This is a genomic window from Enterococcus sp. 5H, assembly GCF_028128615.1.
GTDB lineage: Bacteria > Bacillota > Bacilli > Lactobacillales > Enterococcaceae > Enterococcus_L.
Map to the genome: position 1 here is coordinate 17,388 of NZ_AMDP01000051.1, position 26,442 is coordinate 43,829.

At 34.7% G+C, this 26,442-nt stretch carries 22 protein-coding genes and 1 pseudogene; 16 read left to right on the forward strand and 7 right to left on the reverse strand.

Annotation, left to right across the window (positions count from 1 at the left end; translation table 11 throughout):
- Nucleotides 1–17: 17 nt before the first annotated feature.
- Together C240_RS14025 and C240_RS14030 are read left to right on the forward strand one after the other, a co-directional pair.
- On the forward strand, nucleotides 18–659 hold the full coding sequence (locus tag C240_RS14025; RefSeq protein WP_442896601.1) for an L-fuculose-phosphate aldolase: 642 nt from the start codon (nucleotides 18–20) through the stop codon (nucleotides 657–659).
- Between the two features lie 24 nt (nucleotides 660–683).
- Entirely contained in the window at nucleotides 684–1,388 is a 705-nt protein-coding gene (locus C240_RS14030) for an SIS domain-containing protein (protein ID WP_271497097.1), read from the forward strand.
- A gap of 134 nt (nucleotides 1,389–1,522) precedes the next feature.
- Here C240_RS14030 and C240_RS14035 read toward each other — a convergent pair whose 3' ends face one another.
- Nucleotides 1,523–3,940, reverse strand: a complete 2,418-nt coding sequence (locus C240_RS14035) for a hydroxymethylglutaryl-CoA reductase, degradative (protein ID WP_271497099.1) — start codon at nucleotides 3,938–3,940, stop codon at nucleotides 1,523–1,525.
- 182 nt (nucleotides 3,941–4,122) lie between these two features.
- On the opposite strand from C240_RS14035, the gene C240_RS14040 reads away from it, so the two are divergent.
- Nucleotides 4,123–5,274: a hydroxymethylglutaryl-CoA synthase gene (locus tag C240_RS14040; protein WP_271497100.1), complete on the forward strand. Its 1,152-nt coding sequence runs from the start codon at nucleotides 4,123–4,125 to the stop codon at nucleotides 5,272–5,274.
- A gap of 471 nt (nucleotides 5,275–5,745) precedes the next feature.
- On the opposite strand, the gene C240_RS14045 is transcribed toward C240_RS14040, so the two are convergent.
- The gene (locus C240_RS14045) at nucleotides 5,746–6,627 is read right to left on the reverse strand and encodes a LysR family transcriptional regulator (RefSeq protein ID WP_271497102.1); all 882 of its coding nucleotides are present in this window, start codon (nucleotides 6,625–6,627) and stop codon (nucleotides 5,746–5,748) included.
- A 111-nt stretch (nucleotides 6,628–6,738) separates the two neighbouring features.
- Between C240_RS14045 and C240_RS14050 the strand changes: the two genes are divergently transcribed.
- From C240_RS14050 to C240_RS14070, 5 genes are all read left to right on the forward strand, one after another.
- Nucleotides 6,739–7,473, forward strand: a complete 735-nt coding sequence (locus tag C240_RS14050) for an SDR family oxidoreductase (RefSeq protein ID WP_271497104.1) — start codon at nucleotides 6,739–6,741, stop codon at nucleotides 7,471–7,473.
- Nucleotides 7,474–7,490: 17 nt separating this feature from the next.
- On the forward strand, nucleotides 7,491–8,054 hold the full coding sequence (locus tag C240_RS14055) for a DapH/DapD/GlmU-related protein (RefSeq protein WP_271497106.1): 564 nt from the start codon (nucleotides 7,491–7,493) through the stop codon (nucleotides 8,052–8,054).
- Nucleotides 8,055–8,356: 302 nt separating this feature from the next.
- The gene (locus C240_RS14060; RefSeq protein WP_271497109.1) at nucleotides 8,357–9,805 is read left to right on the forward strand and encodes a DEAD/DEAH box helicase; all 1,449 of its coding nucleotides are present in this window, start codon (nucleotides 8,357–8,359) and stop codon (nucleotides 9,803–9,805) included.
- A 363-nt stretch (nucleotides 9,806–10,168) separates the two neighbouring features.
- A complete protein-coding gene (locus C240_RS14065; protein WP_271497111.1) occupies nucleotides 10,169–11,980 on the forward strand; it encodes a penicillin-binding transpeptidase domain-containing protein in 1,812 nt (603 codons plus the stop codon).
- 185 nt (nucleotides 11,981–12,165) lie between these two features.
- Nucleotides 12,166–12,876, forward strand: a complete 711-nt coding sequence (locus C240_RS14070; protein WP_271497113.1) for a DNA alkylation repair protein — start codon at nucleotides 12,166–12,168, stop codon at nucleotides 12,874–12,876.
- A 72-nt stretch (nucleotides 12,877–12,948) separates the two neighbouring features.
- On the opposite strand, the gene efbA is transcribed toward C240_RS14070, so the two are convergent.
- On the reverse strand, nucleotides 12,949–14,646 hold the full coding sequence (efbA, locus tag C240_RS14075) for a fibronectin-binding protein EfbA (protein WP_271497115.1): 1,698 nt from the start codon (nucleotides 14,644–14,646) through the stop codon (nucleotides 12,949–12,951).
- 182 nt (nucleotides 14,647–14,828) lie between these two features.
- Between efbA and C240_RS14080 the strand changes: the two genes are divergently transcribed.
- On the forward strand, nucleotides 14,829–15,773 hold the full coding sequence (locus C240_RS14080) for a DUF7916 family protein (protein ID WP_271497117.1): 945 nt from the start codon (nucleotides 14,829–14,831) through the stop codon (nucleotides 15,771–15,773).
- 160 nt (nucleotides 15,774–15,933) lie between these two features.
- Here C240_RS14080 and C240_RS14085 read toward each other — a convergent pair whose 3' ends face one another.
- Both C240_RS14085 and C240_RS14090 read right to left on the reverse strand, forming a co-directional pair.
- Nucleotides 15,934–17,055 carry a 5-methyltetrahydropteroyltriglutamate--homocysteine S-methyltransferase gene (locus tag C240_RS14085; RefSeq protein ID WP_271497119.1) on the reverse strand — a complete coding sequence of 374 codons (1,122 nt, stop codon included), beginning with the start codon at nucleotides 17,053–17,055 and terminating at the stop codon, nucleotides 15,934–15,936.
- 20 nt (nucleotides 17,056–17,075) lie between these two features.
- A complete protein-coding gene (locus C240_RS14090) occupies nucleotides 17,076–18,194 on the reverse strand; it encodes a 5-methyltetrahydropteroyltriglutamate--homocysteine S-methyltransferase (RefSeq protein ID WP_271497121.1) in 1,119 nt (372 codons plus the stop codon).
- A 524-nt stretch (nucleotides 18,195–18,718) separates the two neighbouring features.
- On the opposite strand from C240_RS14090, the gene C240_RS14095 reads away from it, so the two are divergent.
- From C240_RS14095 to C240_RS14115, 5 genes are all read left to right on the forward strand, one after another.
- Nucleotides 18,719–19,375, forward strand: a complete 657-nt coding sequence (locus C240_RS14095) for a hypothetical protein (protein ID WP_271497123.1) — start codon at nucleotides 18,719–18,721, stop codon at nucleotides 19,373–19,375.
- An 87-nt stretch (nucleotides 19,376–19,462) separates the two neighbouring features.
- Nucleotides 19,463–20,071, forward strand: coding sequence for a GNAT family N-acetyltransferase (locus tag C240_RS14100; RefSeq protein WP_271497125.1), 609 nt, complete (start codon nucleotides 19,463–19,465; stop codon nucleotides 20,069–20,071).
- 359 nt (nucleotides 20,072–20,430) lie between these two features.
- Nucleotides 20,431–21,420 (forward strand): tryptophan ABC transporter substrate-binding protein, encoded by a 990-nt coding sequence (trpX, locus tag C240_RS14105; protein WP_271497127.1) that lies wholly within the window; start codon nucleotides 20,431–20,433, stop codon nucleotides 21,418–21,420.
- Between the two features lie 20 nt (nucleotides 21,421–21,440).
- A complete protein-coding gene (locus C240_RS14110) occupies nucleotides 21,441–22,328 on the forward strand; it encodes an ABC transporter permease (RefSeq protein ID WP_271497129.1) in 888 nt (295 codons plus the stop codon).
- Nucleotides 22,325–23,110 (forward strand): ABC transporter ATP-binding protein, encoded by a 786-nt coding sequence (locus C240_RS14115; RefSeq protein ID WP_271497131.1) that lies wholly within the window; start codon nucleotides 22,325–22,327, stop codon nucleotides 23,108–23,110. Before C240_RS14110 ends, C240_RS14115 begins: the two co-directional genes overlap by 4 nt.
- Nucleotides 23,111–23,261: 151 nt before the next feature.
- Here the strand turns inward: C240_RS14115 and C240_RS14120 are convergent, their stop codons facing one another.
- Both C240_RS14120 and C240_RS14125 read right to left on the reverse strand, forming a co-directional pair.
- Nucleotides 23,262–23,723, reverse strand: a complete 462-nt coding sequence (locus C240_RS14120) for a threonine/serine exporter family protein (protein ID WP_271497133.1) — start codon at nucleotides 23,721–23,723, stop codon at nucleotides 23,262–23,264.
- A 12-nt stretch (nucleotides 23,724–23,735) separates the two neighbouring features.
- On the reverse strand, nucleotides 23,736–24,509 hold the full coding sequence (locus C240_RS14125) for a threonine/serine exporter family protein (RefSeq protein WP_271497139.1): 774 nt from the start codon (nucleotides 24,507–24,509) through the stop codon (nucleotides 23,736–23,738).
- 230 nt (nucleotides 24,510–24,739) lie between these two features.
- Between C240_RS14125 and C240_RS14130 the strand changes: the two genes are divergently transcribed.
- The gene (locus C240_RS14130) at nucleotides 24,740–24,928 is read left to right on the forward strand and encodes a hypothetical protein (protein ID WP_271497135.1); all 189 of its coding nucleotides are present in this window, start codon (nucleotides 24,740–24,742) and stop codon (nucleotides 24,926–24,928) included.
- Nucleotides 24,929–24,980: 52 nt separating this feature from the next.
- Nucleotides 24,981–26,386, forward strand: a pseudogene (locus C240_RS14135) (IS3 family transposase).
- Nucleotides 26,387–26,442: the final 56 nt, after the last annotated feature.

Sequence of the window (26,442 nt, forward strand, 5' to 3'; positions counted from 1 at the left end):
AGATTGGATGTTAAAAAATGCAAATGATTGAAGAAAGAAAAAAACTTATTGATTATGGAAATAAATTAATAAATGACAATTATACGCTAGGTACAGGAGGGAATTTGAGTATCTTTGATCGAGAAAAAATGCTGATGTTGATTACGCCTTCTGGTATCCCTTTTCAAGAAATTACCGAGTCTGATTTAGTCTTAATGACTCTGGATGGTACAGTTATTGAGGGCGATAAAAGACCGTCTAGCGAATGGGTTATGCATAAAATTTTCTATGAAAAAAGAGACGATTTAAATTGCATGATTCATGCCCATACAATTTATTCAACAGTTCTTGCAGAATTACGTTGGCCACTCCCTGCAACGCATTATATGATTGCTGTGGCAGGACCGGATGTTCGTTGTGCAGAATATGCAAGTTATGGAACTCCTGAATTAGCAGAAAATGCCTTTATAGCGATGAAAGATCGTAAAGCAGTTTTATTAGCCAATCACGGAATTTTAGTTGGACACAAGGATATTGAAAATGCTTATAATGTGTTAGAAGAGGTAGAATATTGCTCTAATATCTATTACCGAGCGAAAAGTGTCGGAGAGCCAGTTGTACTGTCAGAAACAGAAATGAAAAAAATGGCAGCCAAATTTGAAACGTATGGACAGGTTTAAAAACCAAATTACGGAGGGATAAAAATGGGACTTGCATTTTTTGATGAATGCCAAAAATTAATGAATCTATTGGAAGTACAAGAACGGGAAAATATTTCTAAAGCAGCTGAAATTGTGGCTGAAGGGATTATCAACGGTGGAGTGACACAAGCGTTTGGCAGTGGACATTCGTATGCTGGAGCTTTAGAGATTAGTGGTCGTGCTGGCGGGTTAATACCGTCAAAAACAATTATGGACCCAGCTGGCGGAATGTATGAACAATTTGAAGGTGTGGGGAAAATGTTAGGCCATAAAATGATGATTCAACCTAACGATGTTTTTTTTCTTATTTCCAATTCTGGGCGTAATCCTATGAGTATTGAACTTGCAGAAATAATTAAAGCACATGGCAATAAATTAATTGTAGTTACTGCATTAGACATCTCAAAAAAGACAACATCACGACATAGTAATGGAAAGTTATTGTATGAATATGCAGATGTTGTTTTGGATAATCATTCAATTGAAGGAGATGCAGCTTTGACAGTAGATGGAATAGATACAAAAGTTTGCGGGACGTCATCCTTTGCAGCTACATTATTATTACAGCAAACAATGTATCAAGCATTTGAGCGAATGATAGAATTAGGTTTCGTTCCTCCCGTTTATAAAAGTGCAAATATCGATGGAGGTATGGAGTATAATTTGGAAATTGAAAAACGTTATGCTGACCGCATTTTCCATATTTAACTAAAAAATAGCGGTTAAGAAAGAAGCATGGAATCTTGAGAACAAAGTAAGTTCTATTCTGATGTTTACAGCAACGAGCGAAAATCCACGAATTTCATGGATTTTCCTCGTTTTTCAGATATAAACACTTTTGGCTATTGTCTTAACTCTAATAAATATGACAAAGCTTGTTCTTGATTCATCGTGCCTGTTTTTAGTTTTTCGGTAATAAGTTCGATTTCAGCACCTTTTGCACCAATTGACATAGCTAAAGATCGAGCTTGTAAGGACATATGCCCTTTTTGAATACCATCTGTAACTAACGCGCGTAATGCAGCTAGATTTTGTGCTAGACCAACAGCTGCGATTACTTCTGCTAGTTCTTTAGCTGAAACTATATCTAAAATTTGCAGAGCGGCCTGTGCTTTAGGTAAGACACTAATAGCGCCGCCAACAGTTCCAATTGCTGATGGTAGCTCTATTGATCCTTGTAAGCCATCTTCAAGTACTTTCCACTGACTTAATCCTTGGTAAGTTTCTTTTGCTGCAAATGCATGAGCGGCAGCAGCTACAGCACGAGTATCATTCCCCGTAGCTAAAACTACAGCCTCAATACCATTCATAATTCCTTTGTTATGAGTGGCTGCACGATAAGGATCTAATTGAGCCATTTTTGAAGCAGCTGCAATTTTTTCTGCAACTAGTTTTCCAGATTCCGGATCTCCTGTTTTACTTAACGAAGAGAAGGTCAGGTGACAAGTTGCGGTTACTAATGATTCTGTTGCAAAATTACTTAAAATGCTAAATAAAATTTCCTCATCAAACCACTGTCGAAATAAATCAGCTAACCCTTCTAAAATAGAATTAAGAATATTAGCTCCCATCGCATCTTTTGTATCAACAAGTAGATCAACAGATAAAAAACTAGTATCTGCTGGAAAATCACGAACTTGAATTCTTTTTAAACCACCACCGCGTTTTACGATAGAGGGATAACTTTTTTCAGCTTGAATAAAAATGTCCGCAGCCGCTTGTTCAATTTTGTTTTTTATAGGTGTATGATCTGACACGTTCATAAAGACAATTTGACCTCTTAGAAGTCCTTCAGATAAGTTACTTTGAAAACCACCACAACCTCGTGTTACTTTCGCGCCGTTACTACAAGCTGCAATAACTGAAGGTTCTTCCGTGACCATGGGGACTTGATAATTTTTTCCGTTGACTAAAAGATTTGGAACGATTCCCATTGGTAGCGCCATTTCACTAATTTGATTTTCAATTAAGTTGTTAGCAAGGTCTTCGTCTAATGAAGTATTTTCTAATTCTAGTCTATTTTCAGCTGAAAGATGTCCTGATTCTTGTAAAAAAGTTAAACGTTCAGCTTTAGATAGCTGATAGAAATTTTTATCTGTCGATAGCTTGGTAGGACGTTCAATAAGTATGGCCAAGCCTAATCCGCCGCCAACACAAAGTGAGGCAATACCGTATTTCCCGTCCGTATCTTCTAACTGTCTAGCTAAAGTTGCTACAATACGAGTACCTGACGCTCCTATAGGGTGTCCTAAACTGATACCTCCACCCCAAATATTGAGTTTTTCTTCAGGAATCTTTAGTTCATTTTGAACAACAATAGAAGAGGCAGCAAAAGCTTCATTGATTTCAAATAAATCAATATCTTCAACATTCATCTGATTGCGTTCCAGTAAAGTTTGAATTGCTTTAATTGGTGAAATACCCATTATTTGTGGGTCAAATCCAATTTCGGTAACATCCTTAACAATGGCAATATAAGGAAGCTGATGTTTTTCAGCAAAATCTTTTGAAGCTAGTATCATTGCAGCAGCACCGTCGCTAATGGTTGATGCATTTCCAGCTGTTACAGTACCGTTTTCTTTAAAAACAGTTTTTAAATTGCTTAATTTTTCAACTGTTGAATCTTTTCGCACGCCTTCATCCTGTTCAACAATGGTGCCGTTAATAGATAATGGAAAAATTTCTTTTATAAATTTACCTTCTGTTTGCGCTTTTGCAGCTTTTATTTGCGAATCAACTGCAAACGTATCCTGCATTTCACGAGTGACATTAAATTGCTCCGCAACGTTTTCCGCGGTTAATCCCATTGCTTTACCACTAAAAGCATCAGTTAAACCATCTACCATCATAGTAGGTGCTGGTTTTGAATAGGAATCATCTTCCTTGTATGTGATAGCAGGTGCTGTGGTCATACTTTCTGTACCGCCAGCTAATATGACGTCAGCTTCTCCAAGTTGAATGGCTTGTTTAGCTAAACTAATGGCTTTCATTCCTGAGCCGCAAACTTCATTGACGGTAAATGCGGGTACTTCAAAAGATAAACCACTGTTGATAGCTATTTGTCTTGCTGGATTTTGTCCATTACCAGCTTGTAAGACGTTTCCAAAAATCACCTGATTTATATGTTTTGTTACATTTGGGTTCCTTGTAAGTAGCTCTTTTGTAACCAGTGTGCCAAGCTGTACAGCAGATAAAGAGCTTAATTGTCCCCGATATTTGCCATTAGGCGTTCTTAAAACATCAATAATTACGATTTCCAAAACTACACCTCCAATATGAAATATACCACGGTTTGGAGAAAAAGAATACTCTATAAAACTGAATCAAAAAAATTCTGTAAATTCTTTAATAATCTTTAATTTGATCTTTTTTTCCCTATTTTAATCAAAACTATGATAAATTATTGTAGTATGATAAAGAGAAATACTTTAGGAGGTATAAAATGAACGTTGGCATAGATAAAATTAGTTTTTTCGTACCACCTTACTATGTGGATATGACAGATTTGGCTTTAGCAAGAGAGGTTGACCCAAACAAATTTCATATTGGGATTGGGCAAGACCAAATGGCGGTAAACAAAAAAACACAAGATATTGTGACTTTCGCTGCAAATGCTGCTAAGAATATTCTGACAGAGGAAGATAAAAAGCAAATTGATATGGTGATAGTCGGCACAGAATCAGGAATTGATGAGTCAAAAGCTTCTGCTGTGGTTTTACATCGTTTATTAGGGATTCAACCTTTTGCCCGTGCTTTTGAAATAAAGGAGGCTTGTTACGCTGGGACAGCAGCTTTACAATTTGCGATTGCACACATTCAAACACATCCAGAAAGTAAAGTTTTAGTAGTTGCTTCTGATATTGCAAAATATGGGTTATCATCTGGTGGCGAGCCGACACAAGGAGCAGGAGCCGTCGCAATGCTTATTTCAGCTGACCCAAGAGTTTTACAACTAAATAATGATACTATTGCTTTAACTCAAGATATTTATGATTTTTGGCGTCCTGTGGGACATGATTATCCAATGGTGGATGGTCAATTGTCCAATGAAACCTACATTCAAGCTTTCCAAACAATCTGGGAAGAGTATCAAAAGCGATATAAGAAAACTGTTGCAGATTTTCAGGCACTAGCGTTTCATATACCTTATACAAAAATGGGTAAAAAGGCTTTGCTAGCTGCTTTGGAAAATGAGTCGGAAACTGAACAGGAACGTATCTTATCAAAATATGAATCCAGTATTGTTTACAGCCGAAAAATTGGTAATTTATATACAGGATCGTTGTACCTTGGTTTAATTTCATTATTGGAAAATGGACAGTTAAAAGCAGGCGAACAGATTGGTTTATTTAGTTACGGATCAGGTACAGTGGCAGAATTCTTTAGCGGGACACTTGTTGAAAATTATCATGAACAATTACTTACTAACCTTCATCAAAATCAACTGACTGCACGAAAAAGATTATCGATTAGTGAGTACGAAGAAATGTTTAATGATGTTTTAGATGTTAATGCGGATAATAATTATGAAGATACGCTTCTGTATAGTATTGCTTCCATAACAAATACAATAAGAGAGTATAAAGAAGATTAATAGAATGCTGAAAAAGTAGGGTTAACTTTAACATTTTATATCGTGTTGGTTTAAGATGGAATAATTAGAAAATATCTTCATTAAGAATTAAATGTTTAGTTGGATATTAAAAGCCTGAGTCGTAAATTCTCAGGCTTTTTTGCATAGTTTTAAAGCGAAACAATAATAGTAATTATAAATGATATTTTATCTAAATAGATTGATTGTTAGAAAATGTGATTTAAAATATAGCTGAAAATCAGTATAAAAATAGAAAAAACGAAATAAGATATTGCGATATATGCGTATATAATATTATTTGAAAATTTATATTTTCTTAATGATACAAATCCCAAAACGAAAAATATTACAGATAAAATCATATATAATTACACCTCTTAGAATAATTATATCATCTAAGTATATAAAATGAATATAAAATGTGTACAAAAAAAATAATTTTGGGATATTATTGATTTTTAACTTTTTGATTTATTTATCAGTAATAAATGAATAAAGAATGTCTAAAAATTTTTTTGCCGCTTTTGATTGAATTTGATTGTTTTTCCAAATAACTGCCAGACCTGCTTCTAATGTTGGTTTAAGTGGTCTAAAACAAAGAGGAGAGTGTTCATCAGTAGTGATTATTTTGTCGAGACATAGGGCATATGCTACTTGTTCATTAACAAGTAAAGATGCATTGAAAAGCAAATTATAGCTGCCAATAATATTTAACTCATTCAGACTTTTTCCAAACCAGTTTTCTAGTTCAGAGCTTGTCTTACTTTGTCGGGAGATAAGTAAAGGGATCTCATGTAAATCTTGTGGCATTATATACTCTTTTGAAGCTAAATCACTATTACTTGGTACCAATAAGCCCCAACAATCTTTAGCTGGAAGTTGAATAAAGTTATACTTTTTCTTGTCTACAGGTTCAATAACTAGTACAAAATCCAGTAGACCATTATCCAGTTTTTCTGAGAGTTCATCAGCATTTCCACTGTGAAGATGAATTTTAACGTCTGGATAATTATTGATGAGCTGATGAATTATTTTAGCTAGGAAACTCATCGCGTGACTTTCTCCTGCTCCAATATGAATATCACCGCTAATATGTTCTTCTTTAGATAAATTTGACGTCGTTTTTTCTACTAAAGTAAGTATTTCTTTTGCCTGACTTACTAAATAGCTTCCTTCCTCCGTAAGGGTTATTTTTCGATTTCCTCTTATAAATAAAATTACTCCAAGCTCTTCTTCTAATTCCATTAATTGTTTGGATAATGTAGGCTGGGTAAGATGCAGCATGTTAGCAGCTTTAGAAATAGTGCCTTCTTGAGCAACGGTTATAAAATATCTTAAAGTACGTAAATCCACGTAAATCCTCCTATTCGTTTTTTCTATACATAAATATTCAATATAGATATTTGTTATTTCAACTATAACATTTTATGATAAGGATAGAAATAATTTTTAGGAGGAGCCTATATGAATATTAAAGATAAAGTTGTTATCATTATGGGAGCATCAAGTGGTATAGGAGCAGCTACTGCGATAAAATTGGCCCAAAAGGGAGCTAAATTAGTGTTAGCTGCACGAAGGCTGGAGCGTTTGAAACAAGTAAAAGAACAATTTCCAGAAGTAGATATTCTTATTCAAAGAGCAGATGTTCAAAACTTTGAAGATATTCAAAGAGTAGTTAAATTAGCGATGAATACATTTGGAAAAATTGATGTGATGTATAATAATGCGGGTATTATGCCTACCGCACCATTAAGTGAAGTAAGAAGAGATGAATGGCAGCATATGCTGGATGTTAATGTTATGGGTGTTTTAAATGGAATTGCAGCAGTACTGCCTGTAATGATGGAACAAAAAGCAGGACATATTATTGCAACTGATTCGGTAGCAGGTCATGTTGTTTATCCAGATTCAGCTGTATATTGTGGCACGAAATTTGCTGTTCGTGCAATTATGGAGGGCCTGAGACAAGAGCAACGTGGGAATAATATTAAATCTACAATTATTTCTCCAGGAGCAGTTCAAACAGAATTATATCAAACCATTAATAATAAAAAGGTGGCGAAAGAATTGCATGCAGCTCAAAAAGAGTGGGGGCTAACTTCAGAAGATATTGCTGAGGCTGTCATTTATGCAATTAATACAGCCGATCATGTTTCAGTAAGTGAAATGATTATTCGTCCAACAAAACAAGAAATTTAAATGATGAGGTGAAAATTATGGGGAATAATATAATCGATCAATTAAGATTTGATAGTCCGATACTGCCTGATGATCCACTTTACAGTAAAATTCATGAAATAGTTGAAGAAAATATGCCAGAAGTGCTAAAACTTAGTTCAGGTTATCTTTCTCAAAAAGAAATACAAGTGGTTCTTTCTAAGATTATCGCTAGTCCAGTTGATGAAACTGTCTCAGTTAGGTTACCTCTATATACAGATTTTGGCAGACATCTTAATTTAGGAAAAAATATTTTTATCAATAGCGGAGTAATGTTTACTGATTTAGGTGGTATTTATATTGAAGACCATGTGTTAATCGGTCCAAAAGCCAATATTTTAACAGTGAATCATCCAACTGATCCAAAAATCAGAAGAGGACTAATTTTAAAGCCTGTTGTTATTAAGAAAAATGCTTGGATTGGAGCGAACGCGGCCATCTTGCCCGGAGTAACAATTGGAGAAAATTCAATTGTTGCAGCGAATGCCACTGTGACAAAAGACGTACCAGAAAATGTGATTGTTGGAGGAACACCTGCAATCATTATCAAAAAAATTGGCTAGAATCATCAGTTTTGAAGAGACTTTAAAAAGGTTTTTTGTAATTTAAGGTAGATTTAAGGTTGAGAGCTTATGATGTACTCAACCCTAATAAACCAACTTTTCATATTTTTCCTTTTCCCATCTCATCCCAATTGAGGTGGGTCTTTTTTTGATCAATTAGAATATGTAAGGTGAGGAATAAAATAGTGTGACAAGTTTTAGCTGAAATAAACTAGAATCCTTAACTCAATACTTGCAGTTCACAGCTTTATCGTGGATAATAAACAACTGCAAGAGAATAAATAGACAAGAATGAGGCAAACATGGAGAAGAACCAATTTAATGAATATAAACTAAGTGATTCCATATTAAAAGCAATTAATGATCTAGGCTACAAAATGCCGACAGCAGTTCAAAAAGCTGTTATACCAGCAGTATTGGAAAATCAAGATATGCTAGTTCAATCACAAACTGGGAGTGGCAAGACGGCTAGTTTTGGTATCCCTTTATGTGAGAAAATAGTTTGGGAAGAAAATAAACCTCAAGTACTTGTACTAGAACCAACGAGAGAATTGGCTCAACAAGTGCAAGAAGATTTGATTAATATTGGCAGATATAAACGGATTAAAGCAACAGCTGTTTTTGGAAAAGCATCATTTATCAAACAAAAATCTGAGTTAAAACAAAAAAGCCATATCGTTGTAGGAACACCAGGAAGAGTCCAAGACCATATTTTAAAAGGGACATTGCCGCTAGAAAAGATCGATTATTTAGTAATTGACGAAGCAGATGAAATGTTGAATATGGGGTTTATTGAACAAGTTGAAAGTATTATCAAAGCGTTACCAGAAAATCGGGTATCGCTGTTGTTTTCGGCAACTATGCCAAAAAAAATTGAGAATTTAAGTAATTCATATTTAAATAATCCTGTCGTCATAAAAATGGCAGCAACAGAACAAAATACACCAAAAATTCAGCATTCTTACTTGGATGTTAGTGAAGAGAAAAAATTAACGGCCTTAGAAGCAGTTACCACAGTTGAAAATCCAGACACGTGTATTATATTTTGTAACACTCAGGATAAAGTGAATGAGACATTTCAATATTTAGTCGATACTGGATATTCTGTTGGGAAATTACATGGCGGAATGATTCAAGAAGATCGTTTTGAGGTTATGGATGCTTTTAGACAAGGAAAGTTTCGTTATTTAGTTGCAACTGATGTAGCAGCCCGAGGAATTGATGTTGAAAATATTACTCATGTTATCAACTTTGATATACCTTTTGAAAAAGAGAGCTATGTCCATCGTGTTGGTCGAACAGGTCGTGCAGGTAAGACGGGTTTTGCTTTGACTTTTGTAGCTCCTAATGAAGAAAAATACCGTAAAGAAATTGAAGCAGACACTCAAATTTCAATGCAGCGGATTACAGTGCCAAATGCAAAACAGGTTACAAGAGCTAAGTCGGATTTTGATAAAAAAATGCAGACAAAGCAAAAACCAAAAATACAAAAATCAAAACAACTAAACAAGGAGATCACCAAACTTTACTTCAACGGTGGTAAGAAGAAGAAATTAAGAGCAGTTGACTTTGTTGGAACTCTTTCAAAAATTGATGGTGTAGAGTCTGAAGATATTGGCATTATTTCAATTCAAGAAAACGTGACTTACGTAGATATTTTAAATGGTAAAGGACAGTTGGTCTTACAAACTATGAAGGATCGAACGATTAAAGGAAAACAGTTGAAAGTTCATATTGCAAAGAAAAAATAAATTTTGAAATGAGGCTGAGACAAAAACGTTTAGCTCCGAGAAATTGTTGTGATCGGAACGAAGGGCAGTAGTTGCTTTTTTCTCGCCGTTTATTCGAATCTAGTGAGTGAAACAAAACTGATCTTTAGTTTTGTTCCACTCACATTTTTTATTTTACACAAAGGGTTAAATAATTCTCTTCTGTGTAAATGGAAAATCTGATAATTATTCTTGTAACATACTCTAATTTTTGTTTAAGAAAGTCTGCACAAATTAAAATTTACTGAACAAATTCAAGAAAATCGCTTATAATAAAAATTACTCAGTCCAATATATACAACATGAATGATTGTAGTATTTGTTAAAAAATGGAGATATACAAATATGAAAAAAATAAAGGAATTTCTAAATAAAAAAAATCAAACAACAACGACAAATCGAAAAAGAGTAGGCATAATTATGCTTTTTTTAACAATTGCACTCTTTCTTTTATTTACATTTCGTCTGTCACATATAATAGTTACTGGTACTGTAGCTGGAACATCTTTAAATGAGAAAACGAAGGATTTATATGAAGTTCACGAAAATTTGGAAGCAAAACGTGGGTCTATATTTGATCGTTCAGGTAATGTTTTAGTGGAAGATGCTGTTTCCTTTTCACTTTATGCAATTTTAGATGAAAATTATACAGATTTAGATGGGAAAAAACGTTATGTTCAAGAAAAAGACTGGCAAGCAATTGCTGAAATTTTTGAAAAATATGTAAAAATAGATAAAGAAACAACCCTAAAACAGCTGCAGCCTAGTGTGAATGAACAAGGAGAAAAAATTACCAATGTTGAATTTGGCACAAATGGCAGAAATTTAAGTTTTGAGACAAAAAATCAAATAGAAAAAGAATTGGAAGATAAACAAATTACTGGTATCTACTTTAAAGAAGAGAAAAAACGTAATTATCTGACAGGAAATTTTGCGTCCTATTTTATTGGTTTTACTCAGCAAGATGACAAAGGTAATCAACAAGGTGTTATGGGGATTGAAGAGGCGTATAATGATGCTTTGTCAGGTGAAAATGGATCAAGAAGCTATGAAATAAATTCGTCTTTAGGAGATGTTAAACCTGGAAGTGTTAAAGAAACAAAACCCGTTAATGGTGAGGATATTTATACAACACTTGATAGTAATCTTCAATTTTATTTAGAAGAATTAATGGATACAGTAGCAAAAGATTACAGTCCCGAATATGCGACAGCAACATTGATGGAAGCTAAAACAGGGAACATCTTAGCAACATCCCAAAGACCATCATTTGAACTTGATACAAAAAATGGAGTTAATGATCCAAATTTTAATTGGAGAAATATTCTTGTCGAGGATGTTTTTGAACCAGGATCAACGATGAAAAGTATGCTAATTGCAAGTGCTATTGAAGAGCATAAATTTGATGAAAATGAACGTTTTCGCTCTGGAAGTATTCAAATTGATGATGCTAAAATTAACGATTGGAATTCAGGTCAAGGTGCTGGCGATATGACGTTTAGACAAGGTTTAGCATGGTCTAGTAATGTAGGGATGGTTCAACTGCAGCAACGGATGCCAGAATTATGGCAAGATTATCTAGTCAAATTCGGATTTGGTCAAAGTACTAATTTTGGTCTTTCCGGAGAAGCATCAGGTGAGATTCAAAATAGGACTACTGTCGATCAAGCAATGACCGCCTATGGGCAAGGAATTTCTGTGACGAATTTGCAAATGTTGCAAGCTTATTCAGCCATTGCAAATGGCGGTAACATGTTGAAACCTAATATCATCAGTAAAACAGTCTCTGCTGATGGCAAAGAAACGATTACTGAACCAGAAGTTACGGGAACACCAATTTCAAGTGAAACAGCTAATAAAGTTTTAGAGTACATGAAAGATGTTACGACAGATCCTGAATTTGGTAAGGGACATGAATATGCTATTGATGGATTAAATGTCTCTGCTAAAACTGGGACTGCAGAATTTTTCGAAAACGGCAGTTATCAAAAACAAGAGTACCTCCATTCAGTTGTAACAATCACACCAACGGAAGACCCTAAATATATTTTCTATATGACATTAAAAAAACCCGTTTTACAGGGTGTTTCAGCTAATGATATTATTTCAGGTGTATCGAATAAATTGGTGCAACGGGCAATGGTTGAATTAGAGTAATAGATACATGGTAGCTGGAAACCGTTTATCATGACTGAAGACTATGAGACGTTTATTTTAAGATTCAAAATAATACTGGATGCAGAAGTAATTTGACCAGAAAAATTGAATGAAGCAACCTATTTAAAAGAATAATATTATGTAGAATGAATGTTGACTGTACACGAATATAAAGGAGATCCCCAATGAATCTGGAACAAGTAATGAAAAGGTTGGAAGAACTAGGCTCTGAGCAAACTAAGAAGACACTGTTAAGGCATGGTGCAACGGAACCGTTTTTTGGTGTGAAAATTGGTGATTTAAAGAAGTATCTCGTAAAAGATGTCAAAAAAGATCAAGAGTTGGCTTTAGCATTGTTTGAAACAGGAAATTCTGATGCTCAATATTTAGCCGGTCTATCAATTAATCCTAAGAAAATGACGAAAGAACAGCTACAACATTGGGCAGAAAAATCTCACTGGGCAGCAATCAGTGAATCCATTGTTGCAGGTGTAGCTGCAGAAAGTCAATATGCAGTTGAATTGGCACGAGAATGGTTGCAGTCTGACGATGAAAAAATTGAAGACACAGGTTGGTGTTGCTATGGGAAATATATTACCATTGCACCTGACGATCAAATCGATTTAGTTGAAGTGGCGAGTTTATTAGAAACTGTCAAAACTACGATTCATCAGTCAAAAAATGATGTTCGTTATAGTATGAATAAATTTATCATCTATGTAGGTTCTCACTGTGAACCGCTACTATCAGAAGCTCAACAAGTTGCCTCAGAAGTAGGACCAGTTCAAGTTAATATGGGAGATACCTCATGTGTGGTACCATTGGCCTCTGATATGATCTTAAAATCACTGGATTCAGGCCGAAATGGTAAAAAGAAGAAAAGAGTTATCTGCTAATTAATTAATCTGATAAAATAATCCACCGCATAAATTATCTTACGATAGCTTATGCGGTGGATTATTTTAATGCTATTTCGACTTTAGTTGCTCTACCAATTTTTCATCCGGCGTTACATAGAGTGTTTTTTGATTTTCATAAATAACGTATCCTGGTTTAGCACCGTTTGGTTTATGCACATGTTTTACTTGAACATAATCTACAGGTACTTGAGCGGATAGGCGATATTTAGAATAATAAGCAGCGAGATTTGCAGCCTCAAGTAGTGTGTCATCTGATGGTTCTGGATTTTTAATAATGACATGAGAACCGGGAATGTCTTTAGCATGGAGCCAAATATCCGTTTTTTTAGCTGTTTTCAAAGTAAGTTGATCGTTTTGTAAATTGTTGCGACCAACCAGAATTAAGCTGCCATCACTTGAGTAAAACTCTTCGGGTTTGCTGGCTTTAGCAGACTTTTGTTTTTTAGCACTTCGTTTTTTTACGTAGCCTTGCTGGATTAATTCTTCGCGAATCATTTCAATATCCATTGGACCAGCGATTTCTAACTGTGACAGGACAGATTCTAAGTAACCAATTTCCTGCGTAGCTTGCTCGATTTGTGTATGAACCACCTTAACAGCATTTTTAAGTTTTTGGTACTTTTGAAAATATTTTTGTGCGTTTTGGTTTGGCGTCAGAGCTGGATTTAGTTTTATTTTTAATAAACGATCTTCTTCATAATAATTAGGTAATTCAACAAATTCAGCACCTTTTGGCACTTGAGCCATAAACGTTGTCAACAGCTCTCCGTCACGCCGATAGTTTTCAGCAAGTTCTGTGTCAGCTAGGGTTTGTTTAAGTTTTACAACTTTATTTTGATTTCGTTTTAGCTCATTTTCGATCTTGTGAATTAACTCACCGCCTTGTTGTTTAACGCGGTCTTTTTCCGCTTTACCACCATAAAATATATCAAGTAACTGACTTAGAGTCTCAAATGTCGTTTGTGTTCCAACCAGAGAAATATAAGGAAGCGGTGTAAAGTATTCTTTTTTATCAGTTATGGTTAAGGTCGGGATGGTTTGGGCTTGTAACTTACTCCAAAAAGATTCCCAAACAAACATTTTTTCATTTGTTCGCTCATTTAAACGAAAAGCTAACTCTTCAGCAGTATCTTTTCCTAGCCCTTGAAACTGACTTTGTAAATATTTGCCATTAAGTTCACTAGTTTTTGATAGAATTTCAAAAACTTTTTCTTTACTTTTTAAAAAAGGATTTAGCTGTTCTTGTCTGGGTGGATTAATATAGTCAACACCAGGGAGTAAAGAACGGTAACTATTTTGAGAACTGCCAATGTGCTTGATCGCGTCTAAAATTTTTCCGTTTTCTTTATTCATTAATACAATCGTACTATGTCTGCCCATTAGTTCAACCACTAAAACAATATTCTGCAAATCACCTAGCTCGTCTCTTTTAGTAAAAGTAAAGTGAATCACACGGTCGTTGTCAACTTGGTGAATTTGTTCTAAAATAGCTCCCTCAAGAAATTTCCGCAGCATCATGACGAAATTCGGCGGAGTACCCGGATTTGCATAAGCAATTTCAGTTAATTGGACACGGGCGTAACTTGGATGAGCAGATAAAAGTAGTTTATGATTTTTTCCTTTGGTACGAATAACTAAAATAATTTCATTTTCATAAGGCTGATGAATTTTCGAAATTCTGCCTGTAACTAATGTTTCAGTTAATTCTGAAACCATTGTATGAGTAAATACGCCATCAAATGACATAAACATCCCTCAATTCTATATACATAATAGTACTATTATAACGGAGTTCCCTTTAATTATAAAGAAAGTGAAAAATAAAAATGAAGAATTAGAAAGTATTATAGCGAATCTTTAAATCACTGCGCTTTCGATCAATATCTAGTATAATAGAAATAGACTATTTATTCTTAGGAGGCAATAAAATGGTAAAACGATTAATTAGTGCAAGTTATAGTGAAGTAACAAAAATGACAGCACAAGAGTTAAAGCAGTCAATCAAAGCAAGTGAGGGACGCACAATTTTATCAGAAAATGTTGTTGCAGCTTCTCCACAGGCAGGTGACATCAGTAATGCAGAGGTTGCAGCAGCTTTTGGGGCAGATTTAATTTTATTGAATTTATTTGATTGCTTTAACCCAATTGTTCAAGGAATTCCGGGGATGTCTTTTGACGAGGTAATGAACTACTGGCAACATCCTGAGCAAAATAAAGTGAACCCAATTCCTATCTTAAAAAAATTAGTAGGACGTCCAATTGGTGTGAATTTAGAACCAGTTGATGACTCTTCAGAAATGTTTAGTGAAAAATTAACGATTAGTAAGGGAAGAACGAGTTCAAAAGAAACGATTCAAAAAGCAGAAGAAATGGGAATTGATTTTATTTGTTTAACTGGAAATCCGGGCACAGGCGTCACCAATGCAGAAATAGCCAAAGCAGTGAAAATTGCTAAGGAAAATTTCTCAGGACTAATTATTGCTGGGAAAATGCATAGTGCGGGCTCAGATGAACCTGTTGTCTCGACTGAAGCTGTTGAAGCCTATGCGAAAGCTGGAGCTGATATTTTGTTACTGCCAGCAGTTGGGACAGTTCAAGGATTTACTGAAGAGGATTTGAAAGCAGCTGTAGCAATTGCGAAGAAATATGATTTATTAACGATGTCAGCGATTGGTACAAGTCAAGAAAGTGCTAATAAAGAAACTATCCGTCAAATTGCGTTAATTAATAAAATTTGTGGTGTGGATATTCAACATATTGGCGATGCAGGGTATGGTGGTTTAGCACCTGCAGAAAATATTTATGAAATGTCAGTTGCTATTCGTGGCATGCGTCATACAATAAATCGAATGGCACGTTCTGTAAATCGATAAAGTAGCGATTAAAGTTAAGCCTCGAAGTTGTGACAAAAGCCGCTTAAGCTTGAGCGGTTGAACTAAAACATGTGTACCGACCCCAAAAATCTACCTTTTTGGGGTCGGTACACCATTTAATGTTTAAAGAACCTAACTTTTTCACATATTTTATAGTTTCTTAACTATTCGCCCAAACTTTTTTAGCTGTTTCAACAACTAATTTTACTTTTGCCCATTGTTCATCCTCAGTCAAGTGGTTGCCTTCTTCGGTTGAGGCAAAGCCGCATTGAGGTGATAGACACAGATTTTCCAGAGGTACATAGGTTGTAGCTTCCGTAATTCGTGCAATCAAACTTTTTTTAGATTCTAACTCTGGGAATTTAGAAGTTACTAAACCCAGAACGATTTTTTTTGCCGGACCCTGTTGATAAATTTTTGCTAATGGTTCAAAACCACCGGAACGATTGTCGTCATACTCAAGAAAATAGCCGTCAATGTTTAATTGAGCAAGATAATCAGCTACGTGGTCGTAAGGACCAGCAATTGCCCAATCAGATTTATAGTTTCCTCGACAGACATGCATTGTAATCGTTAAATCAGCGGGTAAACCAGCTAATAATTGATTAATAACGCTAACACCAGCAGCGCATTGTTGGTGCCAATGTTTGATTTCATCATCTGACTTGGCATTTTCAATAAAACCTGTATACATGCCCCAAGAAGTATCATCTAGTTGAAGATAACGGCAGCCTAAATCATAAAATTTTTGAATTGTTTGCTGATATGCTTTGGCCAAATCTGCAATAAAGACTTCTTCATCTGAATAACTCTCATAACTAAAACTATCACTTTTACGATTAAATAATAACGTAGGAGAGGGAATCGTAACTTTTGGAATAATTCCTGCCGGAGTATGTTCTTTTAAAAAAGTAAATGCCTCAAAAAATGGATGTTCAGAATTATATGTGATTTTATCAGCAACATTGTATGAGGCTGCTCTAGTTTCCACTTTATTAAATTGGTAGCCATGTTCGGGTGTCGTTGCTTCAACACCATTCAATCCCCATAAAAAGTCTAAATGCCACCAACTACGGCGAAATTCACCATCTGTAACAGCTCTCAATCCAGCATCAACTTGTTTAGCAATTAAATCGATGATTGCTTGATCTTCAATTTCTCTTAATTCATCTGCCGATATGTTTTGATTTTGGAAATCTTCTCTAGCTTTTTTTAATCGTTCTGGTCGTAAAAAACTTCCTACTTGATCGTAGCGAAAAGGGATTTCTTTAATTGTTGTCATGATGTTGCCTCCTTTATAATTTAAGCATCTTGCCAAACTTGCTTGGCAATTTCTTTTACAAGCGCAATTTTTTTCCACTGATCTTCTTCAGTTAAGTGATTACCTTCATGAGTGGAGGCAAAGCCACACTGAGGCGACAGACAAATCTGTTCTAATGGAACAAATTGACTCGCTTCTTTAATACGTTCAACAATAGTTGAAGGATCTTCTAAATTACCGTTTTTCGTAGTGATTAAACCTAAAACAATACGCTGACTGCGCAACTCTTTAAGTGGTTCAAAACTGCCAGAACGCTCATCATCATACTCTAAAAAGAAGCCATCAAATTGTTCAATTGAAAACAAATTCTTAGCTATTTTGTCATAAGAACCATTGTAAAGCCAGTGAGATTGGAAATTTCCTTTGCAAAAATGAAAGGTAATTGTCAGATCATCAGGTTTGTTTTCTAAACATTTTTCGGTAATCTCTTGAAAGTCGATTAGTAATTGATCGGGATCAAAGCTGTTTGCTGTAATCATCTCACGAAAACGTTCATCAAATAATCCGCCCCAACTAGTATCATCAAGTTGTAGATAGCGGCAACCAGCATCATAAAACGCTTGAATTGCTGCTTGATATGTTTCAATCAAATCTGCTTTAAATTGAGTAATAGAATCATAAACCGGATGTTCATTATATTGTTTAGATAGAATCAATGAATCTAAGAAAATCATATTAGGTCCAGGAATCGTTTGTTTAGCTAAAATGGGAGCAGCATGTTTTTGCGTAAAACGAAAGTGTTCAATAAATGGATGATTATCGGCAAATGATAGTGGACCACTTACATAAGTCCCTTGTGCTTCAGTTGTAATTCCAAAAGCTGTTGTTTGAAAATCATAGACGGTAATCCCGTTTAATCCAGCAATAAAGTCTAAATGCCACCAACGTCGACGAAATTCACCATCTGTTACTGCATGAAGTCCGGCAGCTTTTTGCTGCTCAATCAAAGTAATAATAGCTTGATCTTCTGCTTGTGTTAACTCTTCTTTGGATACTAATCCTTTTGCAAAAGCTTCACGAGCCTCCTTTAAAGCTTTTGGCCGTAGAAAACTGCCCACGATATCATAGCGAAAAGGACTTTTTAATTTCTTAGTTGACATGATTGTACCTCCAATTCAAATAAGTAGATGAATAAAAAAAAGCCCATTACTTTTTTGCAAAAGTAAAGGACGACAAGATCGTGTTACCACCTTTAATTTAGAAACCTAGACTAGATTTCCCTCAATAAATATTAATCACAAATGAATAATACTTACAAGCTGTAATGGGCGAACCCAGCATTGGCTTACAGAGCTCACCAACACTAACTAAAAGGCCATCTTCCTATTTTCTTAAATTGTCTCTTTTCAGCTAACGAGACTCTCTCATAAAATTCTTGAAAATAGTACTCTTCTTTTCATCGTATTCTAATCTATTCATCATTAATGTAAGTATAGGCTAGCGATCGTAGTTTGTCAACAAACGTAAATCTAGCATTAGATTACTCCATTTCTTTCAAATTTATGTGATTTTGTAAAATAAATAAAGTTATTTTAATAAAAAGCAGATAAGGAATAATTGTTATACTAGGCAAAGGAAGGAACTACTAGTATAATGGATGTATAAGTTGTAGAGGAGCGAATGAATGAAAAAGAATATCATTACTGTAAAAGATGATTTTGTAAGTTATTTAAATAAACAAAAAAAACTTACAGCCATTGTTATCGGAATAATTGTTTTATTGATTATTTGTTTATTTATATTTGTTCCAAAAGTACAAGCTAGAATTCGGTCATCTGAAATTAATACTTTAGTTAGTCAAGAAACCTTAGCTAAAAAGGCCAACTTCTTAGATATTAAAACTGCAAAAGAAGAGATTAATGAAAAAACTGCCATCACTGTGCTATTTTCAGTACCTAGTGGAGATACATACAATAAAATTATCAATATTTTAAAAGACACAGATAAAATGGCAGAATTTAATCATAGCATTTTTATTTATCCGATCGTTTATGATGCAGAAAAAATCGAAAAAGAGTATTCTGTAAATAAGAATGAACCGACAATCATCTTTTTTGAAAATGGAAAAGAAAAGAATCGTCTTTCTGTGGATGAAAGTTTTGAAGTTTCCACTATGTTAATTCCATCTTTAAATCAGTTGCCGCTATCAGCAGCCGACCCAAGTGTTCCACCAGCATCAACCACGGCATCATCGACAACAGAAACTACAGCTTCCACACAAGCAGTAGAACCACAAACTGGAGTAGAAGAACAAACTCCAGTTGAATCAACAGTACAATAAACTTAATTTAGAAAGAAGGGCTTAATATGGGAATATATATTATATTTATCTTCGTTGGGCTTTTGTTAATGAAATCTAAGTTACAGCATGTTTACGTTAGAAGTGATCGACGTGACAAGTATTAATTGGCGGACTTTGGCGACTGACTTTTTAGAAAAGAGGACTCAGCCTAACGTTGAGTCCTCTTTTAATCGTAATAAGCAAAAAAAAGTACGAATAAATGAAAATCTTCGGTTAGTTCCGTTTGATAGAATTCGAGTGGAGTCTTTAAAATGGTATCAAGATCCTAAAAGTATGCGGAATATTGTTGGAACATACAGCAAGTACTCAGTTCAGCAAATTCAACGGATGTATCATTGGCAAGATGAGCACGGTTTACTTTATTATATAGAGTATAAAAACGGGAAACAATTTCAAATTGTCGGTGATGTTTGGTTAGCAGATGATGACTATGCCATCGTCATTGACCAAGCTTTTAGAAATCGTCATATTGGGCGAATGGTAACAAAATATTTTATTTACAAATCGCAAAAAATGGGTAGAGATCATATAATAGTTAGCGAAATTTTTAATTGGAATAAAGCCTCTCAGCAAATGTTCAAAAAATTAGGGTTCACACCGTTTGCAAAACAAAAAGATAGCTGGAGTTATAGAAAACAGATTTCCATACGTAAAACAATTAAAAACACACGTTAAATTCTCCCGGACTTCTCCCTAATTTAAATTTAGGGCTTGACGAATAATTTGTCTATGGTGTAGACTAACTTTAACAGAAAACTATAGGAGTGATTACATGAAACAACTATCAAAAACAATTGACCAATTAAATCGTTCATGGCAAAACTGGCGTAGATAGTTGTATGTATGATGCTCTCATAGATACAACTTTAGAAGATAAATTCTAAACTTTGTATCTATGTTGGTTTGTTTAAGTTGAATTTTCAACCGCGTAGATGATAGATCTATGCGGTTTTTTGTTTAAAACAACGACCGCTCCTTTCTTAGGATTTGTCGTTGTTTTTTTGTCAAACTAAAAATAAATTGGAGGAATTAAAATGCGAAAAAATCGATTAACTGTTGTTGTAGCAATTATTGTCATTTTTTTAATCGGCTCATTTTTTGTCGAGAAAAAAGAAACAAAAAAAGAAGATTTACCAACAGTAGGGGTTTTACAGTTTGTAAGTCATCCTGCGTTAGATGAAATTTATAAAGGAATCAAAGAAGGTCTAAAAGACAAAGGCTATGAAGATGGTAAAAATGTCACGATTGCTTTTCAAAATGGACAAGCAGATCAGAGTAAATTAGCGACTATGAGTCAGCAACTAGTACAGGAAAAGAAATCAGATGTACTCATTGGAATTGCGACTCCAGCGGCGCAAGCACTTGCAAATACAACTTCGGAAATTCCAATTATACTTGGAGCAATTACTGATCCAGTCAGTGCAGGACTTGTTAAAAATGATCAAAAACCTGGTGGAAATATAACAGGAGTTAGTGATAAATCACCAGTTTCGGCGCAATTTGACTTAATGAAAGAGCTTTTACCTAAGAGCAAAAAAATAGGAATTTTGTATGCTTCATCTGAAGAAAATTCTAAATATCAAGTTGAAGAAGCTAAAAAAACGGCTGAAGCAAAAGGACTAATAGTGAAGACTTTTGCAGTGCCATCTAGTAATGAAATAGCGCAAACCGTTCAAGTTATGACTCATGAGGTAGATGTGATTTATATTCCTACAGATAATACAATTGCCAATGCGATGCAAACAGTCGTAAATGAAGCAGATAAAACTAAAACACCGATTATTCCATCTGTTGATACGATGGTAGAACAAGGTGGACTTGCAACAGTAGGGATTAACCAGTTTGAGCTTGGTGTACAGACAGGTAAAATGGCAGCAGATATTTTGTCTGGTAAAATCCAGCCTGCAACAACGCCTATTTATACATTTAAAGAAGGGGATATTATCATTAATCAAAAACAAGCTGATATACTAGGAATCTCTATACCAGCAGAAATAAAGGAAAAAGCGAAAATAGTAGAATAAAATGGCAGGGAGTGGATCAAATGATTGTTTCGGCAATTGGGCAAGGAATGTTATGGGCAATATTGGGATTAGGAATTTTTATGACTTATCGAATTTTAAATTTTCCAGATATGACAACAGAAGGATCATTTCCTTTAGGAGGTGCTGTGTGTGTGACAGCAATTACTTCAGGAATTCATCCGATAATAGCAACTTTACTCGGTGTATTAGCAGGCATGTGTGCAGGTCTAGTAACAGGATTATTGTTTACTAAAGGAAAAATACCAGTGATTTTAGCAGGAATTTTAGTAATGTCCGGCTTAAACTCTGTGATTTTGTTTGTAATGCAAACACCGAATCTATCTTTATTAAATCAACCGAAAATTCAAGATTTTTTTACACAATTTAATTTACCAAACTACTATGATATTGTTTTCTTGGGTGTTATTTTTCTAGCTATCATTATTAGTCTGTTGTTATTTTTCTTTAACACTAATTTAGGACAAGCTTATATTGCAACTGGTGATAATGAGGAAATGGCACGCTCAATCGGAATCAAAACTGATTCAATGAAAATTTTAGGTTTAACCTTATCAAATGGTGTTATTGCTTTGTCAGGTGCTTTGATTGCTCAAAATGACGGATATGCTGATGTTAATAAAGGGACAGGTGTAATTGTCATTGGTTTAGCTTCGATTATTATTGGTGAAGTTCTATTCGGTGAATTGACTTTTGCAGAGCGCTTAGTGGCGATTGTTGTCGGCAGTATTATTTATCAACTACTGATTTTATTAGTCATTAAATTAGGCTTTGATACGACGTATTTGAAAATCTTTTCAGCAGTTATTTTGGCAGCGTGTCTAATGATTCCTCAATTGAAAAAAGCCTTAAATTTACATTTTTTACCGGAGAAGGAGGCTAAAAAATGAGTACAGTTTTAGAATTGAAAAATGCAACAAAGCGAATTGATAATGGTTTAAATGAAACAAAAGTTATTTTAGATCATGTGAATTTATCAATTGCTCAAGGGGAATTTATAACTGTTTTAGGAGGAAATGGGGCAGGGAAAAGTACGCTATTTAATAGTATTGCCGGAACGTTATCTCTAAGTGAAGGTGAGCTATTTGTTAATGAACAAAATATTACGCATTTCTCTGAAGAAAAACGGGCAAAATATTTTTCACGAGTTTTCCAAGATCCTAAAATGGGCACCGCGCCAAGAATGACAGTAGCTGAAAATTTACTTTTAGCGATGTATCGTGGTCAAAGCCGCGGGTTACGTTTACGTAAAATTAATGAGCAGAGAGATTTTTTTACTAAAATTTGTAGTGAAATAGGTAATGGATTAGAAAAACATTTGGATACGCCGACCGGCAATTTATCGGGTGGGCAACGACAAGCTTTAAGTTTACTGATGGCAACCCTAACAAAGCCCGAACTGCTTTTATTGGATGAACATACAGCCGCTTTAGATCCTAAGACGTCTAAACAATTAATGCGTCTGACCGATCAGCGAATTCAAGAAGCCGATTTAACTTGTTTGATGATTACACACCGGATGGAAGATGCGTTGCGATATGGAAATCGTTTAATTGTCTTACAGAAGGGGAAAATTATTAAAGATTTAAATAAGGCAGAAAAGGAAAAATTAACATTACAAGATTTATTACTATTTTTTGAAGAAGAGCAGGAAGAAATAGCGCTTGATTAGATTATTGTAAGAAAAAGAGGCTGAGAAAAAGCGTTTAGCTCATAGAAATTGTTGTGATCGGAATGAAGTGAAGTAGCTGCACTTTCTCGCCGTTTATTCAGACTTAAAGTGTGTAGCAAAACTAAAAATCAGTTTTGCTACACACTTTTTCTTATTTTGGGACATTGATTGTCGTTTTATTTTTATCTACGATTTTTTTGACCAGTCGTTCGACAATACCAGTAACCATAAAGCCAGCAGCAATGGCACCAGCGGTCATAATAACTTTTATAATCGAATGGGCACCACCAATAAAATCACCTAAGACAATACTTCTAACGGCTTGATAGGCTGGACCGCCTGGGACTAAAGGAACCAGACTGGGAATATTGAAAATTGTCATCGGCATTTTTTTCTTACGAGAAAAGAAAATACTAACTAAGCCAATGCCAATTGCACCAAGAAAATTAGCAAAAATTTCACCTGATTCGAGATTTTTAGTAAACCAAAAAATTAACCAGCCAACGGAGCCTGTAATACCGCAAGCATTCAATAATTTACGTGGAACATTAGTGATGATACCAAATGTAACCGTACTTAAATAGCTAAAGATACAATGTATAAAAATTTCCATGGTTCTTTCTCCTTACATAAATAACTTAAAAACAATCGCAATGCCAATACCAATCGAACCAGCTACAAAGATAGCTTCCGTGGCGCGAGCAGTCCCACTTAACAAATTACCGGCTAAAATATCCCGAAATGAATTGGTAATCGCAACACCTGGAACTAATGGCATGACAGCACCAATAATAATATTATCAATGTTGCCGGCTAAATGAAATTTCACTGCTAAATATGCAAGAAACCCAATAATAAAAGCAGCCAGAAAATCATCTAAGAATTTAATACTTAACCAAGCTTGTGTAAAAAAAGACACACTATATCCGATCATTCCAATTAAAAAAGTAGCTGCAAAATCTTGCCAACTTCCTCCGAAAATATACATCAAAGTGCAGCTAACTACACCGGCAGCAAAAATCTGTAAAGGTACCGAATAAGTAGGTGCTTCGTGATTAATATTCGTTAAACGAAGGTTTAGTTCTTCGATGGTAATTTCTTTATCGGCAAATTTTCTAGAAAGATTATTAACGCGGGCAACTTTTTCTAAATTAATACTACGTTCAGTCACATTTTCTAGTTGCGTATAATTGCTTGAACGAAATCCCATAAACAAACCTGTGGCAGTAACATAACTGACACTTTCTTTTTGGCCGGCATTTTCAGCAATGCGATTCATTGTATCTTCTACACGATAGACCTCTGAACCACTCTCGGTCATAATCTTTCCTGCCATTAAACAGGTATCTAAAATCAGTTGTAATTGTTTTTTTTCAGTCACATTCAACGGTCCTTTCAGCAAACTTTCAGTAAAATTAGTGTATCACTTTTTCTTATTCAATGGAATGAATAGTCGCTGTCATTCTATAAAAAGAACGTTTTTATATGATGATTAGTTTAAGAATCTTTTAGAATAATAAAAAATTGCTAAAAATTTGGATGAAAATTCTCAGATACTGGTAAGAGTCTTGCATTTTACATACAAAAGTCCTATCCTTATAGATAACAAACCGAAGGGGTCTAGATATTATGGATAAACAATGGTCACTGTATTCAGTAAGTAGTTTAATTTTATTAGTATTAATAATAAGAACGTTTGATCAGGGGCATTTTTGGTTAAGCGGAATTTTACTTTTTTTATTACTGATTCAAGTGACAGGATCTGTTGTCTGTGTTCATCAAAAAAGACATAAAAAAGAAATCCCATCTTCAAAATGAGCCGACCCCCAAAAGTTAGACCTGGAAATCTAACTTTTGGAGGTTTTTTTGTATGGCAAAATACAGTTTTGAATTTAAACTTAAGGTTGTCCATGACTATTTATCTGGTCAAGGAGGTACACGGTTTCTCGCAAAAAAATATGGGTTTAAAAATAGTTCTCAAATAAGGAAATGGATTAATGCCTATAAAGAACTTGGTGAAGAAGGACTACTTCGTAGTCGAAAAAGTAAGAATTACTCTGTTCAATTTAAGTTAGATGCGATAGAGTTGTATTTAACTACAGAGTTCTCCTATCAAGAAGTGGCCAATCTTCTCAAAATGAACAATCCACCATTAATTGCGAATTGGCTTAAAACATATCGGAATCTTGGTATAGATGGACTCTCCAAACAGAAAGGACGTCCACCTATAATGCCTAAGAAAAAACGAAATGAAACCCAGCCATTATTACCCAGTGAACAATCTCAATTAGATAAACTAGAAAAAGAAAATAGAATGTTAAAAATTGAGAATGCCTATTTAAAAGAATTGAGGAGGCTGCGTTTAGAGGACGAACAAAAAATGAAAGAATCGCGCGAACCATTCACAGCCTCCGAGGACACTTTCGATTAAAAGATATTTTGGAAACCCTAAGGTTTCCAAAAGCCACTTACATGTACTGGCAAAAACGCTTCGACAGAACAACTTCAACACAAATGATTGAAGAAGAAATTCAAGCGATTCGTAAGGAACATCAACATTATGGCTATAGAAGAATGACACAGGAATTGAAACGACGTGGATATCAAGTAAATAAAAAGAAAGTACAGAGATTAATTCAAAAGCTACAGTTACAAGTCAAAGCATTTACCAAGAAATCTAGGAAATATAATTCATATAAAGGAACTGTTGGGAAAGTAGCTAAAAACTTGATTCATCGAAGATTCAAAACTTCGGTCTCTCATCAAAAAATTACGACGGATACAACTGAATTTAAATACTATGAAACAGATGATGCGGGCATTCTTCGACAGAAAAAACTATATTTAGATCCGTTTATGGATATGTATAACAGTGAAATTCTAAGTTACAGCTTTTCTACTCAACCAAATGGTAAAACAGTTATGGCAGGGCTAGAAGAAGCAATTTCTCAAACAAATGATTGTCCCTATCGTCGCACCTTCCACTCTGATCAAGGCTGGGCTTATCAAATGAACACCTATATACAAACATTAAAGGATAATCGTATCTTTCAAAGTATGTCTCGGAAAGGAACCTGCTTAGATAATTCTCCTATGGAGAATTTCTTCAGTATTCTAAAGCAAGAATTGTATTATGGAAAAGTTTATCAAAGTCAAAATGAGTTACGACAAGCCATTGAGAACTATATTCATTATTACAATCATTATAGAATCAAAGAAAAACTTAACTGGAAAAGCCCAGTAGAATTTCGACATTTCAATCAAAAAACTGCATAAAAAATAGAGTGGAGAAATCCACTCTACAAAAAGTCTAACTTCTTGGGGTCACTACA

Coding starts and splice junctions, on each gene's coding strand:
- C240_RS14025 (WP_442896601.1), top strand. CDS start 18: ATGCAAATGATTGAAGAAAGAAAAAAACTTATTGATTATGGAAATAAA.
- C240_RS14030 (WP_271497097.1), top strand. CDS start 684: ATGGGACTTGCATTTTTTGATGAATGCCAAAAATTAATGAATCTATTG.
- C240_RS14040 (WP_271497100.1), top strand. CDS start 4,123: ATGAACGTTGGCATAGATAAAATTAGTTTTTTCGTACCACCTTACTAT.
- C240_RS14050 (WP_271497104.1), top strand. CDS start 6,739: ATGAATATTAAAGATAAAGTTGTTATCATTATGGGAGCATCAAGTGGT.
- C240_RS14055 (WP_271497106.1), top strand. CDS start 7,491: ATGGGGAATAATATAATCGATCAATTAAGATTTGATAGTCCGATACTG.
- C240_RS14060 (WP_271497109.1), top strand. CDS start 8,357: ATGGAGAAGAACCAATTTAATGAATATAAACTAAGTGATTCCATATTA.
- C240_RS14065 (WP_271497111.1), top strand. CDS start 10,169: ATGAAAAAAATAAAGGAATTTCTAAATAAAAAAAATCAAACAACAACG.
- C240_RS14070 (WP_271497113.1), top strand. CDS start 12,166: ATGAATCTGGAACAAGTAATGAAAAGGTTGGAAGAACTAGGCTCTGAG.
- efbA (WP_271497115.1), bottom strand. CDS start 14,646: ATGTCATTTGATGGCGTATTTACTCATACAATGGTTTCAGAATTAACT.
- C240_RS14080 (WP_271497117.1), top strand. CDS start 14,829: ATGGTAAAACGATTAATTAGTGCAAGTTATAGTGAAGTAACAAAAATG.
- C240_RS14085 (WP_271497119.1), bottom strand. CDS start 17,055: ATGACAACAATTAAAGAAATCCCTTTTCGCTACGATCAAGTAGGAAGT.
- C240_RS14090 (WP_271497121.1), bottom strand. CDS start 18,194: ATGTCAACTAAGAAATTAAAAAGTCCTTTTCGCTATGATATCGTGGGC.
- C240_RS14095 (WP_271497123.1), top strand. CDS start 18,719: ATGAAAAAGAATATCATTACTGTAAAAGATGATTTTGTAAGTTATTTA.
- C240_RS14100 (WP_271497125.1), top strand. CDS start 19,463: ATGTTTACGTTAGAAGTGATCGACGTGACAAGTATTAATTGGCGGACT.
- trpX (WP_271497127.1), top strand. CDS start 20,431: ATGCGAAAAAATCGATTAACTGTTGTTGTAGCAATTATTGTCATTTTT.
- C240_RS14110 (WP_271497129.1), top strand. CDS start 21,441: ATGATTGTTTCGGCAATTGGGCAAGGAATGTTATGGGCAATATTGGGA.
- C240_RS14115 (WP_271497131.1), top strand. CDS start 22,325: ATGAGTACAGTTTTAGAATTGAAAAATGCAACAAAGCGAATTGATAAT.
- C240_RS14120 (WP_271497133.1), bottom strand. CDS start 23,723: ATGGAAATTTTTATACATTGTATCTTTAGCTATTTAAGTACGGTTACA.
- C240_RS14130 (WP_271497135.1), top strand. CDS start 24,740: ATGGATAAACAATGGTCACTGTATTCAGTAAGTAGTTTAATTTTATTA.